Raw genomic sequence first — 17,966 nt, 5'->3', positions numbered from 1 at the left:
AAAGATGGTAAACAAGCGAATTTTTCAGCGAAAATTTGCTATCAGCCATTCACTTTTAGCTTCACCAACTCTATTTTGGTCATCGTGTTCTTGAGTATCTTAAAGTCGAAACGGCCGACATGCACAATTTCGTTCAGTTTCGGAAAACTTTCATAGTAATGCAGAATGAGGCCTCCTATCGTCATGTAGTCATCGCTTTCAGGAAGGTCGATGTCGAACATTTCGTTCACCTTGTCTATTTCCAGGCGGGCCGAGAGGATGTATTCGCCCTCCTTGTCCAGCTTCTTTGCGATGTAGTTGGAGTTGTCGTGCTCATCCTCGATGTCGCCGAAGATTTCCTCCACGATATCCTCCAAGGCTACAAGACCACTGGTGCCGCCGAACTCATCGACGACGACCCCGAGGGATTTCTTTTGCTGAAGAAAGGTCTTCATCAACTTCTGGGCAGCCATTGTCTCCGGGACGAAAGGCATGGTGCGGACATTCTCCTTCCAATTACCGGCATCATGGAACATTTCGGACGAATGGATATAGCCCACGATGTGGTCGATGTCGCCTTCATAGACCACGATTTTCGAATGTCCGCTCTCCACGAACTTCTGTTTCAGCTCGTCGAGCGTGCAGTCGTTCATGTCTGTGGCTATGATTTCCGTACGGGGTATCATGCAGTCCCTGACCTTCAGGTCGGGAAAGTCAAGGGCGTTCTGGAAGATCTTTACCTCGTCTTCTATATCGTCGTCGTTCCTGGCATTGTCGATGCTGGACTGCACCAGATAATCCAAGTCTACCTTGGAGAATCCCTCGTCGTCGCTCTCCGCATCCATCGTGATGCCGAACACCCTCAACAGCCATTTAGACAAGAAGGTGGCAAACTTGCTGATAGGCCACAGGACGATGTAGAAGAAATATGCGAGTGGCGAGAAGAAGCGGAGCAGGGAATTGGGATTGCTCTTGAACAGGGTCTTTGGAAGGAACTCTCCCGTGAAGAGAACCACGAGCGTGGAGCAGACGGTATCAAGCAGAACCCTCGTTCCCGCATCAAGTCCGGCAAACAGGGTCGTGTCGAAAATCTTGGCAAACAGGATGCCGTAGACCACAAGCACAATGTTATTGCCCACGAGCATCGTGCTCACAAAGCCATTGGGATGGTCATAGAATACGGCGAGTATCTTCCGGACGAGGCTGTTTTTCTCCTTGTCCATCTCTGCAAGCATGCGATTGCTTGATACGAAGGCAATCTCCATCCCCGAAAAGAAGGCAGAGAACACCATTGTAACGATAATGCCTATAACAAGAGATATATCCACGGAGCCCATATCAGTGCATTATAGGAATTGAGGTATTACGCGGTTGAGGAGAAGCCTGGGGGCGCAACTTGAGTTTAGTGGAGTCAGGCGCAGACAGCAATGTGTCGTTATCGCTCTGCATATCCCCACGCTCAAACGACCCCTTGCTGTTAGAGACATAATATTTTGTCATCTTCTCGTCGCTGCGGAAATAACTGCCCTGCAGCTGCCGTTCCGGCGTAATCAGATGGGAGAACACATGGGAATAAAGCTCATGCTTCATCTCATCCCAGTACAACTGCTCGCTCGAGAACCGGAGTCCGTCTTTCGTAAGGATACGAACCCGTCCCCTCAATTCCCAGAGACGCTGCTGATCATAATAGTATGCCGTGTCGGCCTGAATATAAGACTGCACATGAAACTTCTGGTCGAACTGCTCCAGGAACAGCCCCTTGTCGAAGATCCAGCGAGAAGGCTGGCGAATTTGATTCACCTCCCACCGCTCCGTAACAATCCGATATTTAATAACACCGGAATCCGAAATCAGAGTGTTCACCCCGTAACTCGTCATCACAGCCACCGAATCCTGGGGATTGATGGCTGGCGCCGTATGCTCTTTCTGCTTCTGGCAAGAGGCCGACAAGAGCATAATCACTACGAGCGGGATAACTGTTTTTTTCAATTTCGCAGAAAATGTCTTGGGGTTAATCTACTTTCCATTTAGCAAACCAGCGCTCGTTGAAGGTGATGCCGACATTGATGCGGAAAGTGTTCTCCTTTATCAGGCCCGTCGCCTCTGAACGAACATACTGCGCACTGATGTTCAAGATGGAGCGGGTGTTATATCCATTGATGATGGGAATACCGAATCCCGCACTCACACTCATTTCCTTAGGACCGTCCTGGCCATTCACCATAATATAAGGTGTGGCATAAGAGACGCCGGCACGATAATGGATGCGCTTGAAGAAATTGCGGCTGTTCTCCTGAGGCACATACTCACCGCCGACAGTAAACTTATGCCGGTCCTTGAAAAGATTGGATGTCAAGGCATACTGAGGCTTGTCGTTCACGACACTATATTCCGGGAAATCAATCTTTCCCCACTGCTGCAAGGAATAGTCGGCACCTATCTTCCACTGGTTATTGTGATTCCACATAAAGCCTGCACTAACCATTGCCGGCATTTCCAGTCCGTTTTCAACCACATAGGTGGCCGTATCGGAAACCGCCGTGGCCTTATTGGTCGATATTACCTGGCACTGCGGGTCGGCTCCCAACTTGTGCCCGAGGGTGTAAGTGGCACCGAGAGTGAGCCAGTCTTTCTTTGAAATCCTCGCTGTATACTGAAGGCCGAGGTCAAGTTTGTAACTGCGGACATCACCCGTATAATACTTGGAAAGCGTGTTTGCATAAGAATCGCTATAGCTGTTTACCAAAGACCGGTCATAGTTTCCCCACAAGTAGCCGATGTTTCCGCCAATCGCCAGACCGCTCAGAGGCTCCCATCCAATACCGAAATAGGCTTCATGAAGGCCACCTGAACCGGAATAAGTGTTAGTGGAAGTTGTCGTTAGCGAACCGCCTACAAACTGCGACTTCGCATAATTGTATCCGATATTGGTAAACGGAATCAGACCAAAACTCATTCCCACATGCCTGAAAGCCCGGAAACCCGCAACGATATACTCCAAGTCGGCATTATGGGCATTCTTTTTGACGCCTGTTTCTTCAAAGTTGGTTATCTGCCCCGACATACCAATATCAAAGATAAACGACAAAGAGTCAATTGCGGAATAGGAGGCTGGGTTTAAATAGTTTATCTGGTTATGCTCATGAAAACCTAATCCCAACCCATTCATGCCGCGATTGAAACCACTTGTCTGATCAGAGAGGACACCTAATCCAAACTGACTATATGGCGAGTTAGTACCGCTTTGAGCAAGCACATTCAAAGAAAATACTGCCAGCAGTGCAGCACTAAAAACTATTCTTTTCATACCGTATTCATTATACAGGTTGCAAAATTATTGAAAAAATTCGAAATAAAAGAATGATAACTGCAAAATATAAGCTATTTTTGCATCGTGAAACAAATAAAACCGACTTTTAAAGCCTATTTGGTTGTCTTTTTACTGTCTTTAACATGTCAGGCAAAAGCAGATAATACACCGACTGCCAACGAGAGATGGGACAGCGTGGAGATAAGCTTGCTGACCTGTGGGCCAGGCCAAGAGATATGGTCTCTGTACGGACATACGGCCATAAGGGTGCATGACAAGTATGGAGAAGATATTGTCGTCAACTACGGAATATTCTCATTCCGTCAAAAATTTTTCATTCTCCGGTTTGTCTTTGGGCTCACCGATTACCAAATGGGCATTACAACCTATCCCGAATTCATCGCCGAGTATCGGCAGGAAGGAAGATGGGTGAAGCAACAAGTACTGAATCTCACACGAGAAGACAAGTTCCGAATCGTTGAAGCCATAGAGAAAAACTATCTTCCAGAGAACCGAGAATACCGCTATAACTACTTCTACGACAACTGCACGACGAGGGCACGAGATATGCTTATCAGGAACACGAACGAAAAGATTTCATACCCTGAGAGCCAAGAAGTTAAGAAAAGCTTTCGAGATATGATCCATGCCTATAACAGCGACCATCCTTGGGCTCGGTTGGGGAACGATCTGCTTCTTGGATTGAAGGCTGATTTCAATACGACGAAAGACGAGCAGCAATTTCTTCCGGAAAACCTGATGAGCGATTTCGACAATGCCACGCTCACGACTACCGACGGCAAGAAGATTAAATTGGTAGGCAATACGAAATATCTCCTTCACGCAGAAGACAGAGACAGCCGTTCCGGCTTTCCTTTAAGCCCGTCAGACTGTTCTATAATTTTACTGATTATTACGATTGCAGTATGCGTTTTCGAGTGGAGCAGGAAAAAGATTCTCTGGGGATATGATGCCCTCCTCCTGATACTGGACGGCATTGCCGGGCTCATTCTCTTTGCTATGGTATTCAGCCAGCACCCCACCGTGAGCCTCAACCTGCAGATTCTGCTGCTATGCCCCCTGTCGCTCGTCTTCGTGACACCTGTGGTCAAGAAGCTCCGCAGGCGGCAGCTGCACTGGTATCTGACCCTGTTCAAATACCTCATAGCCATCGCCGTCATCGGGTATGCCTTCCAGAAATATGACGAGGCCGTGCTCATCTTGGCACTGATTTTGCTGGGAAGAATTGTATCAAACGAAATATTGATAACTAAACACATAGGTAATACCGACAAGAATGAATAGATATATTACCGCACTCCTCGTCGCACTTTCCACGACAGGGCAGGCTCAGTCTCTGCAGTCGGCGCCCAGACTCGTGGTAAATATAGCCATTGATGAATTGCGCACCGACTATATTGAAGCCTTTGCTCCGCTCTATGGCCAGGGAGGACTGAGAAAGCTGCTTCAGCAGGGCCGTGTATACGAGGCTGCCAGCTATTCATTCGAACCTCTCGACAGAGCCTCGGCAATAGCTGCCATAGCTACAGGCTCAACTCCTTATTACAACGGAATCACAAGCTGCCAATGGCTCGACAGGCAAAGCCTCCGTCCCATAGGATGTACCGATGACAGTAAATACACGGCTGCGCCGAAGAAACTCTCGACTTCGACTATAAGCGACGAGCTTAAAGTTGCCACAAACGGGTCCGCCATCATCTATTCTATCGCGTCGGAAAAAGATGCCGCTATCCTGTCAGCCGGCCATGCCGCCGACGGAGCCATATGGATTGACGAGCGAAAAGGAACTCTCACCACCTCCGGATACTATTCCGACAACGCAAGGAAGTGGCTGGACGCATACAAGAGCGTATATTCCCAACGCACAGAAGACGAGGGGTCTAAGAATCTCGCTGTAGTCCAAGCCGCAAAGGGATGCGTCAGGGACAACGGAATGGGCAAGGACGAGATTACCGACCTGCTGTCAATCACACTTTCCGCCAAAGGCAGGAATGCGACAAACTGGCAGAAAGACATGGAAAGCGTCTATCGCAAGATCGACCAGGTTGTCGCCGAACTCATCTCTGGCATAGAAAGCAGCGTGGGCAAGCAGAATGTGCTTTTCTTCCTCACGAGTACAGGCTATACCACACAGGAGAATGTAGACTACACCAAGTATCACATCCCTACCGGCATATTCTATATCAATCGCACGGCCAACCTCCTCAACATCTATCTTGGAGCCATTTATGGACAAGGCAGATATGTAGAGGCCATCTTCAGAAATCAGATTTATCTGAACCATCAGCTCTTAGAACAAAAACGCATCGGACTGGCCGAAGTGCTCATGCGAAGCCAGGAATTCCTCATCCAGAATTCAGGAGTACGAGATGTATACACCTCTACCCGACTTCTTGGCGGCAACAGCGACATAGAGAAAATACGCAACGGGCACAACCCGGCCATCAGCGGCGACATCATCGTAGAGGTCGCTCCGGGATGGCAACTCTACAACGAAGACAACCAACAGAAATACACATCACGCATCAGCTTTGTCCCATTCCCCATCATCGCCTATGGAGCCAATATCAAAGCAGAGCGTATCACCACACCCGTAACGGTAGACCGCATTGCGCCTACCATTGCAAAAGCCATCCGCATAAGGGCACCCAATGCCTGTAAGGCTGCCCCCCTGTTTTAGACTATTCAGGGCACTGCAAGTAAAAGGCCGTTAGAAGGCGACCTTTAAGCCGTCTTTTACCTCCCTTTTAGCCGTTAAAAGGAGAGCTTTTAGCCGCCTTTTACTTTCGCTACATTTATCTTTCTTCAAGCAACATGCTGATAATTGAAAAATTATTAGTAATTTTGTGTCCAAAATATAATAGGTAAGAATAAAAACAAATATAAGAAAATGAACTTCAATAAATTTTTAAAGTCATTGTTTGGCGATAAGTCAACCCGTGATATGAAACTCATCCAGCCTTTAGTAGAGACTGTAAAAGAGGCCTATCCTGCCATTAAAGAGCTGAGCAATGACCAACTGCGCGCAAAGACAAAGGAAATCCAGAAATATGTACAAGACTCTGCAAGGGAGGAAAAAGAGAAAATTGCAGAACTCAAGAACACCATAGAAGACACACCCATCGACGAGCGCGAGGACATATTCACCAAGATAGACAAACTTGAGAAAGCGGCCCTCGACAAATACGAAGTGGCTCTCAACGAGGTAATGCCGGTAGCTTTCAGTATCGTAAAGGATACAGCCCGCCGCTTTGCCGAGAATGAAGAGACCGTGGTAACGGCCACCGACTTCGACCGGGAGCTTGCAGGAAATCCGGCAAACGACTTCATCACCATCGACGGCGACAAGGCCATCTACCACAATGAGTGGACAGCCGGTGGCAATAAGATCAAGTGGGACATGGTGCACTACGATGTGCAGCTCTTCGGCGGCATAGCCTTGCATCAGGGTAAGATAGCCGAGATGGCGACCGGTGAGGGCAAGACCCTCGTAGCCACGCTCCCCGTGTTCCTGAATGCACTTACGGGAAACGGAGTTCACATGGTTACCGTGAACGACTATCTGGCCAAGCGCGACTCCGAATGGATGGGGCCGCTCTATATGTTCAACGGCCTCTCCGTCGACTGCATCGACAAACACCAGCCCAATTCAGAAGAGCGACGCAAGGCATATCAGGCAGATATCACCTTTGGCACAAACAATGAGTTCGGCTTTGACTATCTTCGCGACAACATGGCCATCAGTCCTGCCGACCTTGTACAGCGCCAGCACAACTATGCCATAGTGGACGAGGTCGACTCCGTGCTGATTGACGACGCCCGCACTCCATTGATTATCTCCGGTCCGATACCCAAGGGCGACGACCAGATGTTCGAAGAATACCAGCCGTTAGTGGAGAAACTCTATGAAGTGCAGCGCAAGCAGGCCACGGAGTTGCTTGCCGAGGCCAAACAGAAAATCACCCAGGCTCAGCAGACCCAGGACAAGAAGCAGGCTCAGCAGCTGGAAGAAGAAGGATTCCTCGCCCTCTTCCGTTCCTACAAGGCACTACCAAAAAACAAACCGCTCATCAAGTATCTCTCGGAAGATGGCATCAAATCGGGACTCCTCAAGACCGAGGAATTCTATATGGCAAACAACAATCGCGAAATGCCCAAGGCCATTGAGCCATTGTACTTTGTAGTAGACGAGAAACTGAACTCTGCCGACCTTACCGACAAGGGTGGTGCCTGGCTTGCCAAGCAGACCGGTCGGCCGGATCTTTTCGTGCTACCCGACATTACCAGCCAGCTCTCCGCATTGGAAAACGAGCACGACCTGAGTGATCAGGATCGCCTCGACAAGAAGGACGACCTGTTCAATCTCTATGCTATTCAGAGTGAACGCGTCCACACCCTGCAGCAACTGCTGAAAGCATATACCATGTTCAATAAAGATGATGAATATGTCGTCATCGACAGCGAAGTTAAAATCGTAGACGAACAGACCGGGCGTATCATGGAAGGCCGCCGCTGGAGCGATGGTCTTCATCAGGCCATAGAGGCAAAAGAGCATGTCAAGGTGGAGGCAGCGACACAGACTTTCGCCACCATCACCCTGCAGAACTACTTCCGCATGTACCACAAACTCTCAGGCATGACGGGCACCGCTTCTACCGAGGCTGGTGAATTCTGGGACATCTACAAGCTCGATGTAGTCGAAATTCCAACCAACAAGCCTGTTGTACGCAACGACATGGATGACCGTGTCTATAAGACTGCCCGCGAAAAATATTCTGCCGTCATCGAGGAAATTGAGGAGATGCGCGTCAGTGGACGCCCCTGCCTGGTAGGTACCACCTCCGTTGAAATCAGCGAACTGCTCTCCAAGATGCTCGATATGCGCAAAATACCACATCAAGTATTGAACGCCAAGCTACACCAACAGGAGGCTCTGGTAGTTGCCGAAGCAGGAAAAAGCACCATGGGAATGGTTTTCCTTGCCACCGACGGAAAGGCTTTCACCGACAAGGCTTCTGCCGTAAGATATCAAAACACGCTCATCAAAGCAGCAAACGAGGGAGCCAAAGGTGCAGACTCCCATCTCGCAGGACAGGATGCCCAGCACCTCATCACTAATGAGGAACGGTTATTAGGCGCCGTAACCATTGCCACCAACATGGCCGGTCGTGGTACCGATATTAAGCTCACCCAAGAAGTAAAAGATGCCGGAGGCCTTGCCATCATCGGCACAGAGCGTCATGAGAGCCGGCGTGTGGACCGCCAGTTGCGTGGTCGTGCCGGTCGTCAGGGCGATCCGGGTAGTTCCGTTTTCTATGTTTCATTGGAAGACAAACTGATGCGCCTCTTCGGCTCGGAACGCATTGCACATGTCATGGACCGCCTGGGCTATCAGGAAGGCGAGCGCATCGAAGCTCCCATGATTTCCAAGAGCATCGAGAGAGCCCAGAAGAAAGTAGAGGAAAACAACTTCGGTATCCGTAAGCATCTGCTTGAATACGACGATGTGATGAACAAGCAGCGTACCGTAATCTACGAGAAGCGCCGTCATGCCCTCATGGGTGAACGCATCGGCATGGATATTGCCAATATCATTTGGGACCGTTGCATCAACATCATTGAGAAAAACGACTACGAAGGATGCAAGGAACAATTCCTGAAAGTCCTCGCGATGGAATGCCCATTTACGGAAGAAGAGCTCTTAAATGCCGACCACAACATACTGGCAGAGCGCGCATTCCAGGATGCGATGGCTGCCTTCAAGCGCAAGACCGACCGTATCCAGAGTGTAGCCTGGCCTGTCATTAAGGATGTCGAGGAAAATCAGGGAGACCGATTCGAACGCATCATGGTGCCCGTTACCGATGGGAAACGCGTGTACAACATCCCTTGCGACCTTAAGCAAGCATACAAGACGGAGGGTAAGGATGTCGTCAAGCAGTTTGAGAAGGTCATCATGCTCCACATCATTGATGACAACTGGAAAGAAAACCTTCGCCAACTGGATGAACTTCGGCATAGTGTACAAAACGCTTCGTACGAGCAGAAAGACCCTCTCTTGATCTTTAAGCTTGAGAGTGCGACCATCTGGGACACCATGATAGACGACATCAACAATCGCACCTCATCCATCCTCATGCGTGCCCAGATTCCAGAAATGCAGGAACAGGAAGTCCACGAGGCAGCACCGGAGCAGAGAAGCCAGCGTTATAACGAGCAGAAGGCCGACCTCAACGACCCCGCCCAACAGGCTGCAGCCCGGCAGGACACCCGCGAACCGGCGCAAAGAGTAAACCACACGCCGATTATCCGTGAGAAAATGCCTCGTCCAAATGACCCGTGTCCATGTGGTTCCGGCAAGAAGTTCAAGAACTGCCATGGGCGTAACATAAGATAAACAACATGATTACACTTAACAGACTCAAGAAATCATTTGGCGAAAAGGTGGCCGTAGACATTCCGGAATTCACCATCAATGATGGTGATATTCTTGGATTGGTAGGCAACAACGGAGCCGGAAAGACCACCCTTTTCCGTTTGATACTTGACTTGATAAAGGCAGACGAAGGGACAGTATCCATTGGCGGCATCAATCCCACCGAAAGCGAGGAATGGAAGCAGACCACCGGATCCTATATCGACGAAGGGTTCTTAATCGACTTCCTTACTCCCGAGGAGTACTTCGAATTTCTTGGAAAGGTGAACAACATGCCAAAAGATGCTGTTGAAGCTCGCGAAAAGGACTTTGAACAATTCATGGCAGGCGAGATCATGGAGCAGAAAAAGCTCATCAGGGACTTCTCTGCCGGGAACAAACAGAAGATTGGAATCATTTCCGCATTATTCAACCGGCCCAAGCTTGTCATCCTCGACGAGCCGTTCAACTTCCTTGATCCATCAAGTCAGAACATCCTGAAGAAGATTCTCATGTCCTATGCCCGGGAGAACGAGGCTACCGTCCTTATCAGCAGCCATAACTTGCAACATACCATAGAAATATCCACCCGCATTGCCCTGCTTGAGCATGGCGTCATCTTAAAAGACCTGCAGAACGAGCAAGGGTCTGCCGAGAAAGAACTGGAAGACTACTTTAACATTTAAGGTAAGCCATCCCCATTTGTAGGTATATTTCTTGTAAAACAAAAGGTTGCAACTGGGTTGCGCCTTTTTTGTTGTATATTTGCAGGCAAGAGGAGAAAAAAGAGAAAAGATGAAGTTATCAGAACTTACGACCGGAGAAAAAGGCATCATCATAAAAGTGCTCGGCCATGGAGGCTTCCGCAAGCGCATCGTGGAGATGGGCTTCATCAAGGGGAAGTCCATAGAAGTCTTGCTGAATGCTCCTTTACAGGATCCCGTGAAATATAAGATTATGGGCTACGAGGTTTCCCTTCGCCACAGCGAGGCGGAATTGATAGAAGTCGTAACCCTTAAGGAAGCCAAGAAAATAGAAGAGGAAGAAAAAAATGCCGGACAACTCGTTAAAAGTTCCAAGATTATCGATAGCCGCGAAGCCGATGAACAACCGCTTACTGACAAGCAGCTTGAGGATGTGGCGGAGAAGAAGCACAAGGAAATCAATGTTGCCTTGGTCGGTAATCCAAACTGCGGGAAGACCTCACTTTTCAACTTTGCGTCCGGTGCACACGAGCGCGTAGGCAACTATAGCGGCGTTACCGTAGATGCCAAGGAAGGGCATGCAGAATTCGAAGGCTATAAATTTAACCTTGTCGACCTCCCCGGCACTTACTCCCTCTCCGCCTATTCTCCCGAAGAGCTCTATGTGAGGAAGCAGATTATCGAGCAGACTCCTGATGTCATCATCAATGTCATCGATACGAGCAATCTGGAACGCAACCTCTATCTCACCACCCAGCTCATCGACATGCATGTGCGCATGGTCTGCGCGCTCAATATGTTTGACGAGACAGAGCAGCGGGGCGACCATGTAGACTACGGCAAGCTGGCAAGCCTGCTGGGTGTCCCTATGATTCCAACCGTCTTCACCAATGGACGCGGCATCGAAGACCTGTTCCACATGGTAATCCAGATGTATGAAGGCAAGGAGGATGAATATCCTCATTTCCGACACATCCATATCAATCACGGGCATGAGATTGAGCATGGAATAGAAGAAATACAGGAACACCTGAAGAAAGCCCCTAATGTGCGGCTCCGCTATTCTACCCGCTATCTGGCCATAAAGCTGCTTGAATACGACAAAGGCGCAGAGGAATACATCAAGGCTCTGCCCGATGCGGCGGAGATTCTCAGGCATCGCGACGACGCGGCGAAAAGGGTCAAGGAGGAGACTGGCGACGACAGCGAGACCGCCATTATGGATGCGAAGTATGGATTCATCCATGGAGCGCTTGAGGAAGCACTCTATAAGGCCGGAAACAAGAAAGACACCTACCAGATAACCCATCTGCTCGACCGCATATTAACCAACAGATGGGTGGGATTCCCCATTTTCATCCTCATCCTAATCGTGATGTTTGCGACGACCTTTATGGTCGGTCAGTATCCGATGGACTGGATAGAGGCCCTCGTAGAACTACTGGGAATCCAGATAGGAGCCTACATGCCGGAAGGTCCTATCAAGGCAATGCTCGTCGACGGCATCATCGGCGGCGTGGGAGCGGTCATCGTTTTTCTCCCGCAGATACTGATTCTCTATTTCTTCATCTCGTTCATGGAGGACTGCGGCTACATGTCGCGTGCAGCCTTCATCATGGACAAGCTCATGCACAGGATGGGTCTGCACGGCAAGTCTTTCATTCCGCTGATTATGGGATTTGGATGTAATGTGCCCGCCGTCATGGCCACACGCACCATCGAGAGCCGCCGATCCAGACTCGTAACCATGCTGGTACTTCCACTGATGAGCTGCGAAGCGCGTATACCTATTTATATTATGATTATCGGGTCCTTCTTCGTCGGGAGCCTAACCCAGTCGCTTGTCATGTTTTCCCTCTATCTCACGGGAATGCTACTGGCCATACTCATGAGCAAGCTCTTCACAAGCTCCCTGTTCAAAGGCGAAGATGTGCCGTTCGTCATGGAGCTGCCGCCCTACCGATTTCCGACATGGAAGGCCATCCTTCGCCACACATGGGAAAAAGGCCGCCAGTATCTTAGGAAGATGGGAGGCATTATCCTCGTGGCAAGCATCATCGTATGGGCATTAGGCTACTTCCCGCACAACAAGAATATAGAAACAGCCAAGGTCAACGCCGAGGCCGCCGTGGCGCAATACGGCGAAGATTCCAACGAGGCACAGCAAGCCCACGAGGCCTACATGGAAACCATCCACCGGCAACAAGAGCAAAGCTACATCGGACAGATAGGCCGGGCCATAGAGCCGATATTCACCCCCCAGGGATTCAATTGGAAGCTGGATGTGGGCATTCTTGCCGGCGTGGGCGCCAAGGAGATCGTTGCCTCCACCATGGGAGTGCTGTATTCTAACGACGAGAGCTTTGCCGATGACAACAGCTATAATAACGAAAGCGGCAAATATGAGATACTCCGTCACAAGATTCAAACCGACATCGCCAATGTCCACGGGCTGAGCTACGAGGCGGCAGGGCCTCTGGCTACCCTCACCGCCTATTGCTTCCTGCTCTTCGTGCTGCTTTACTTTCCCTGCATTGCCACCATAGCGGCCATCAAGGGGGAAACGGGGTCATGGAAATGGGCATTGTTCGCGGCCGCATACACCACCTGCCTGGCATGGGTTGTCAGCGCATTGGTATTCCAAATCGGATTGCTCTTTATTTAAAAAACATCAAATACCAAACATTATGAAATCTTTGAGAGAATTATACAGAATCGGCAAGGGACCCTCGTCAAGCCACACGATGGGTCCCGAGAATGCCGCACACATCTATGCAGAGGAACATCCCCACGCAAAAAACTTCGAGGTAACCCTCTACGGGAGTCTTGCAGCTACGGGCAAAGGGCACCTCACCCACCAGGCTATATTGGAAATACTGCAACCCATTGCTCCCACCAAGATTATCTGGGAGCCTACTGTGTTTCTGCCATTCCACCCAAACGGCATGCTTTTCAAGGCCGACGGTGCCCACGACTGGATCGTCTACAGCGTAGGAGGAGGGGCTCTTTCTGAGGGAAAGGACAAGGCCGACAGATTCTCCACCCCTGAAGTATACCCGATGAACTCTCTGACGAAAATCATGCAGTGGTGCGAAAATAACGGGCGAAGCTATTGGGAGTATGTGGATGAGTGTGAAGACCCGGACATATGGGACTATCTACAGACGGTATGGGAAGCCATGCAGGAGAGCGTCGAGCGCGGTCTCAATCACGAGGGGCGGCTTCCCGGTTCGCTGAACCTGGCCCGCAAGGCATCCACTTACTATATAAAGGCGACCGGATACAAGCAGACCCTCCAGACGCGAGGCCTGGTCTATGCCTACGCACTGGCCGTGAGCGAAGAGAACGCCTCGGGCGGAACCATCGTTACGGCGCCCACCTGCGGCTCGTGTGGGGTCGTTCCTGCCGTGCTCTACCACCTTTCCAAAGGCCATAACTTCAGCGACACCCATATCCTCCACGCTTTAGCCACGGCCGGTCTCTTCGGGAACATCGTCAAGCAGAATGCTTCCATCTCCGGGGCAGAGGTGGGCTGTCAGGGCGAAATCGGCGTAGCCTGTGCCATGGCATCGGCAGCGTCGTGTCAGCTCTTCGGTGGAAGCCCCGCTCAAATAGAGTATGCGGCCGAGATGGGGCTGGAACACCACCTGGGAATGACCTGCGATCCCGTGTGCGGACTGGTTCAGATACCCTGCATAGAGCGCAATGCCTTTGCCGCGACGCGGGCTCTCGACGCCAACCTCTACGCCGCCTTCTCCGACGGCAGGCACCGAGTGAGCTTCGACCGCGTCGTAGAAGTAATGAAGCAGACCGGCCTCGACCTGCCCTCCCTCTATAAGGAGACCAGCACGGGAGGTCTGGCCAAGGACTATCATCAGGACTGATCATGGAACTACAGTATATACTTCTCGCCGTCATCCTCACCTTCTGCACGGCCTGGTTGATACGATACCTGTACCGGGAGTACAGGCAGAACCTGAAGTGCAGGAACTACGGGTGCGCGGGGTGTGCCTTTTACGAGAAATGCAAGAAGGCAAGAAAAAAGTAAAGGGAAAATTTGCAATTCCCAATATTTTGCCTTATCTTTGCAGACGCAAATCCTAATGGGGGCACAGGGTACCTTGTCCGAACGGTTAGGTAACGGTCTGCAAAACCGTTCAAGGCGGTTCGACTCCGCCAGGTACCTCATCAGAAATCCGGAAGCCTGTAGCTTCCGGATTTTCTTTTAACGGCCATCTGGATTGTTACAAACGGCGTGTAATGCTGTTACAAGCGGCGTGTAACATGATTACACACCGCTTGTAACAATTGCGGAAGCCATAATAAGGGGACTTCGCTATGCCCTGCACTCCCTGATAATGTCAAGGCAATCCTTGCAGAGGGCGGTGATATAGCCCCAGTCGGCTGACTCCACCTTGTCCTTCGGGAAAAGCTTCGACCCCATGCCGACACAGTAGGCTCCGGCCTGGAACCAGCCTTCAAGGTTCTCCCTTTCCGGGGCAACGCCGCCCGTAACCATGATTTTGGTCCATGGACACGGGGCCATCAAGTCCTTCACCATTCTGGGGCCATAGACATCACCTGGGAACAACTTGGTAAGATCCGACCCCAGCTCCTGCGCCTTGCCTATCTCGCTCACGCTCCCGCAGCCCGGACAGTAAGGTATCAGCCGCCGGTTGCACACGGGCGAGATGTCGGGATTGAAGAGCGGCCCCACCACGAAATTAGCTCCCAACTGTATATAGAGCGCCGCGGTGGCCGGGTCGACGACCGAGCCGATGCCCAGAGCCAGCTCCGGGCATTCCGTGTCGGCCCACTTCACCAGCTCGCCGAACACCTCGTGGGCAAAGTCGCCGCGATTGGTAAACTCAAATGCCCTCACTCCACCTTCGTAGCAGGCTTTCAGAACATGCTTGGCTACCTCCACATCCTTATTGTAAAAGACCGGAAGCATGCCCGTCTCTCCCATCTTCCTCAATACTGCTATCTTGTCAAATCGTGCCATCTTCTTATCTTGTGCTTAATCAGTTAGTCTCCTTATTATTATCTCTGTACACGCCCGTTGGCATTTCCGGCAGCCAAAGCCTCCACCTCGTCGGCTCCGACAAGGTTGAAATCGCCGTTTATCGTATGCTTCAAGGCCGAGGCAGCCACGGCAAATTCCAAGGCTTCTCCCTGCGTCGGCTTCGTGAGCAGCCCATGAATAAGGCCGCCGGAGAAAGAGTCGCCACCGCCGACCCGGTCTATAATCGGGTTGATGTCATACCGCCGGCTCTCATAGAACTCGCTGCCGTCATAGATGAGAGCCTTCCACCCGTTGCGGGTGGCCGAGTAAGACTCCCGCAAGGTGGATGCCACATACTTGAAACCGAACTCCGCCACCATCTGTCCGAATATCTTGTGATAGCCGGCAGCGTCGGTCTTGCCGCCCTCCACATCGGCATCAGGCCTGAATCCCAGACAGAGCTGGGCATCCTCCTCGTTGCCGATGCACACATCCACATACTCCATCAACGGTCGCATAACGGATATGGCCTTTTCCGAAGTCCAGAGTTTCTTGCGGAAGTTAAGGTCTACCGACACCGTTACGCCATGGCGTTTCGCAGCCTCACAGGCCCGTTTTGTCAGCTCGGCAGCCTTGTCGGAGACGGCCGGCGTAATCCCGCTCCAGTGAAACCAGCGTGCTCCGCTCATAATTTCATCGAAATCGAAGTCAGACGGATCTGCCTCGGCTATGGCGGAATGGGCGCGGTCGTAGATCACTTTACTTGGGCGCATGGCGGCTCCCGTCTCCGCATAATACAGCCCGATGCGACTGCCGCCGCGGACTATATAATCGGTATTGACCCCATATCGCCGCAGGGCATTGACGGCTATCTGGCCGATTTCATGCGCGGGAAGCTTCGTAACGAAACAGGCTTCATGCCCATAGTTCGCAAGACTCACGGCGACATTGGCCTCTCCTCCGCCTGGAATAATACGGAAAGTGTCTGATTGGATGAAACGATCGTTGCCAACCGGCGACAGGCGAAGCATGATCTCGCCAAAAGTTATTATCTTTGCCATTTCTAAATCCTTTAAAATGTATTTTCTTGGGTTAGACATTGCAAAAATAAGATAATTCTGCGACATTCTCAAGGAATTTATGTATTTTTGTACGAAGATTCTTCAGAAAGAAGTCAAAAGCATTTAACCACGGTCTCAGGCCAAGCGCATTCAGCCTTTGGAAATGCATATCTATTATCTGATAAACAAAAAACAGAGTATATTATAGTATTATGGAAAGAACATGGAGATGGTTCGGCAAAAACGACAAGATAACGCTTGCCATGTTAAGACAAATCGGAGTGGAAGGCATTGTTACGGCACTTCATGACATCCCGTTGGGTGAAGTCTGGACACGAGAGGCCATTCACGACCTGAAAAGCTACATTGAGAGCTATGGGATGCGATGGAGCGTCGTAGAGTCCCTCCCCGTTACGGAGACCATCAAATACGGAGGCCCCGACCGCGACCGGCAAATCGAAGTCTACAAGGAGAGCCTGCGCAACCTCGCCAACGAGGGCATCCACACCGTATGCTATAATTTCATGCCCGTGCTCGACTGGGCACGCACCGACCTCGACCATCCGAACCCTAACGGGACGACCAATCTCTACTTCAGTTGGGCCGAGTTTGCCTACTTCGACATCCACATCCTGAAGCGCGACGGGGCAGAGTCCGACTGGGAGCAAAGGGGCAGACTGCTGAACCGCGACATCCTGAAAGAAGTGGCGGAGCTGAAAACGAGGATGGCACCGCCCGATGAACACAAGCTCGTGGAGAACATCATCGTGAAGACACAGGGCTTCGTAAGCGGCAACATCAAGGAGGGCGACGAGCATCCCGTGGAGCTTTTCCGACAGCTCCTCAATCTATATGAGGGAGTGGACAGAGACCAGCTGCGCGAGAACATGCGGTATTTCCTCGAGGCCATCATGCCCGTGTGCAGGGAGTGCGACATCTATATGTGCGTCCATCCGGACGATCCCCCCTTCCCTATCCTCGGCCTTCCCCGCATCGTAACCTGCGACGAGGACATCCGGTGGTTCCTCGATGCCGTGCCCGACAGGCACAACGGGCTCACCTTCTGCGCCGGCAGCCTGTCGGCGGGAGGGCATAACAACCTGACGGAGCTTGCCGACAAATATGCCGACCGCACCTGGTTCGTACACCTGCGGTCGTGCCACATCTTCCCGAACGGGGACTTTACGGAGGCAAGTCATCTCGGCGGGCGCGCCGACATCATAGAGTTAGCCCGCATTTTTGAAAAAGAAGAGCAAAGGCGAAGCAATAATCCCAACATAGCCCGGCTGCCCATGCGCGTCGACCACGGCATGACCATGCTCGGCGATGCCGACCGCGGATATAACGCAGGCTACTCCTTCCTCGGCAGGATGTTCGCCATGGGACAGGTGCAGGGCGTCATCGCCACGGTCGACAGGGAGTTGGGCATCGAATATAAACAACCCGGATTTTACGAATAAACTCATTACAC

General features: G+C 51.1%; 13 protein-coding genes and 1 tRNA gene. 9 read left to right on the top strand and 5 right to left on the bottom strand.

Going from position 1 to position 17,966, the window contains the following annotated elements; translation table 11 throughout:
* Nucleotides 1-41 precede the first annotated feature (41 nt).
* Genes BM114_RS06905 through BM114_RS06895 form a run of 3 tightly spaced genes read right to left on the bottom strand, consistent with a single transcriptional unit; the run spans nucleotide 42 to nucleotide 3,286 of the window.
* Nucleotides 42-1,307 (bottom strand): hemolysin family protein, encoded by a 1,266-nt coding sequence (locus BM114_RS06905; RefSeq protein WP_092111840.1) that lies wholly within the window; start codon nucleotides 1,305-1,307, stop codon nucleotides 42-44.
* A 10-nt stretch (nucleotides 1,308-1,317) separates the two neighbouring features.
* On the bottom strand, nucleotides 1,318-1,968 hold the full coding sequence (gene lptC, locus BM114_RS06900) for an LPS export ABC transporter periplasmic protein LptC (RefSeq protein ID WP_092111776.1): 651 nt from the start codon (nucleotides 1,966-1,968) through the stop codon (nucleotides 1,318-1,320).
* Between the two features lie 22 nt (nucleotides 1,969-1,990).
* Nucleotides 1,991-3,286 carry an outer membrane protein transport protein gene (locus BM114_RS06895; RefSeq protein WP_092111774.1) on the bottom strand — a complete coding sequence of 432 codons (1,296 nt, stop codon included), beginning with the start codon at nucleotides 3,284-3,286 and terminating at the stop codon, nucleotides 1,991-1,993.
* A gap of 87 nt (nucleotides 3,287-3,373) precedes the next feature.
* Here BM114_RS06895 and BM114_RS06890 point away from each other — a divergent pair, with 87 nt between their 5' ends.
* The 8 genes from BM114_RS06890 to BM114_RS14350 all read left to right on the top strand — a co-directional run bounded on the left by BM114_RS06890 (nucleotide 3,374) and on the right by BM114_RS14350 (nucleotide 14,615).
* Nucleotides 3,374-4,594: an Lnb N-terminal periplasmic domain-containing protein gene (locus tag BM114_RS06890; protein ID WP_092111772.1), complete on the top strand. Its 1,221-nt coding sequence runs from the start codon at nucleotides 3,374-3,376 to the stop codon at nucleotides 4,592-4,594.
* Nucleotides 4,587-5,990, top strand: coding sequence for an alkaline phosphatase family protein (locus BM114_RS06885; protein WP_092111771.1), 1,404 nt, complete (start codon nucleotides 4,587-4,589; stop codon nucleotides 5,988-5,990). The genes BM114_RS06890 and BM114_RS06885 overlap by 8 nt, the downstream gene beginning before the upstream one ends.
* A gap of 210 nt (nucleotides 5,991-6,200) precedes the next feature.
* Complete coding sequence (locus BM114_RS06880) at nucleotides 6,201-9,707, top strand: preprotein translocase subunit SecA (protein ID WP_092111769.1); 3,507 nt, start codon at nucleotides 6,201-6,203, stop codon at nucleotides 9,705-9,707.
* A gap of 5 nt (nucleotides 9,708-9,712) precedes the next feature.
* Nucleotides 9,713-10,411 carry an ABC transporter ATP-binding protein gene (locus BM114_RS06875; protein ID WP_092111767.1) on the top strand — a complete coding sequence of 233 codons (699 nt, stop codon included), beginning with the start codon at nucleotides 9,713-9,715 and terminating at the stop codon, nucleotides 10,409-10,411.
* 109 nt (nucleotides 10,412-10,520) lie between these two features.
* Nucleotides 10,521-13,094, top strand: a complete 2,574-nt coding sequence (feoB, locus tag BM114_RS06870) for a ferrous iron transport protein B (protein WP_092111765.1) — start codon at nucleotides 10,521-10,523, stop codon at nucleotides 13,092-13,094.
* 22 nt (nucleotides 13,095-13,116) lie between these two features.
* Nucleotides 13,117-14,313 (top strand): L-serine ammonia-lyase, iron-sulfur-dependent, subunit alpha, encoded by a 1,197-nt coding sequence (locus tag BM114_RS06865; protein WP_092111763.1) that lies wholly within the window; start codon nucleotides 13,117-13,119, stop codon nucleotides 14,311-14,313.
* Nucleotides 14,314-14,315: 2 nt separating this feature from the next.
* Nucleotides 14,316-14,477 carry a FeoB-associated Cys-rich membrane protein gene (locus tag BM114_RS06860; protein ID WP_092111761.1) on the top strand — a complete coding sequence of 54 codons (162 nt, stop codon included), beginning with the start codon at nucleotides 14,316-14,318 and terminating at the stop codon, nucleotides 14,475-14,477.
* A 67-nt stretch (nucleotides 14,478-14,544) separates the two neighbouring features.
* A tRNA-Cys gene (locus tag BM114_RS14350) sits at nucleotides 14,545-14,615 on the top strand.
* A 150-nt stretch (nucleotides 14,616-14,765) separates the two neighbouring features.
* Here the strand turns inward: BM114_RS14350 and BM114_RS06855 are convergent.
* Nucleotides 14,766-15,434: a bifunctional 4-hydroxy-2-oxoglutarate aldolase/2-dehydro-3-deoxy-phosphogluconate aldolase gene (locus tag BM114_RS06855; protein WP_092111759.1), complete on the bottom strand. Its 669-nt coding sequence runs from the start codon at nucleotides 15,432-15,434 to the stop codon at nucleotides 14,766-14,768.
* A 38-nt stretch (nucleotides 15,435-15,472) separates the two neighbouring features.
* Entirely contained in the window at nucleotides 15,473-16,495 is a 1,023-nt protein-coding gene (locus tag BM114_RS06850) for a sugar kinase (protein WP_092111757.1), read from the bottom strand.
* A 212-nt stretch (nucleotides 16,496-16,707) separates the two neighbouring features.
* Between BM114_RS06850 and uxuA the strand changes: the two genes are divergently transcribed.
* The gene (uxuA, locus tag BM114_RS06845; RefSeq protein ID WP_092111755.1) at nucleotides 16,708-17,955 is read left to right on the top strand and encodes a mannonate dehydratase; all 1,248 of its coding nucleotides are present in this window, start codon (nucleotides 16,708-16,710) and stop codon (nucleotides 17,953-17,955) included.
* Nucleotides 17,956-17,966: the final 11 nt, after the last annotated feature.

It is taken from the genome of Prevotella sp. KH2C16 (genome assembly GCF_900113305.1).
In the GTDB taxonomy this organism is placed as follows: Bacteria; Bacteroidota; Bacteroidia; order Bacteroidales; family Bacteroidaceae; genus Prevotella.
This window is presented reverse-complemented; position numbering and strand designations above follow the sequence as displayed.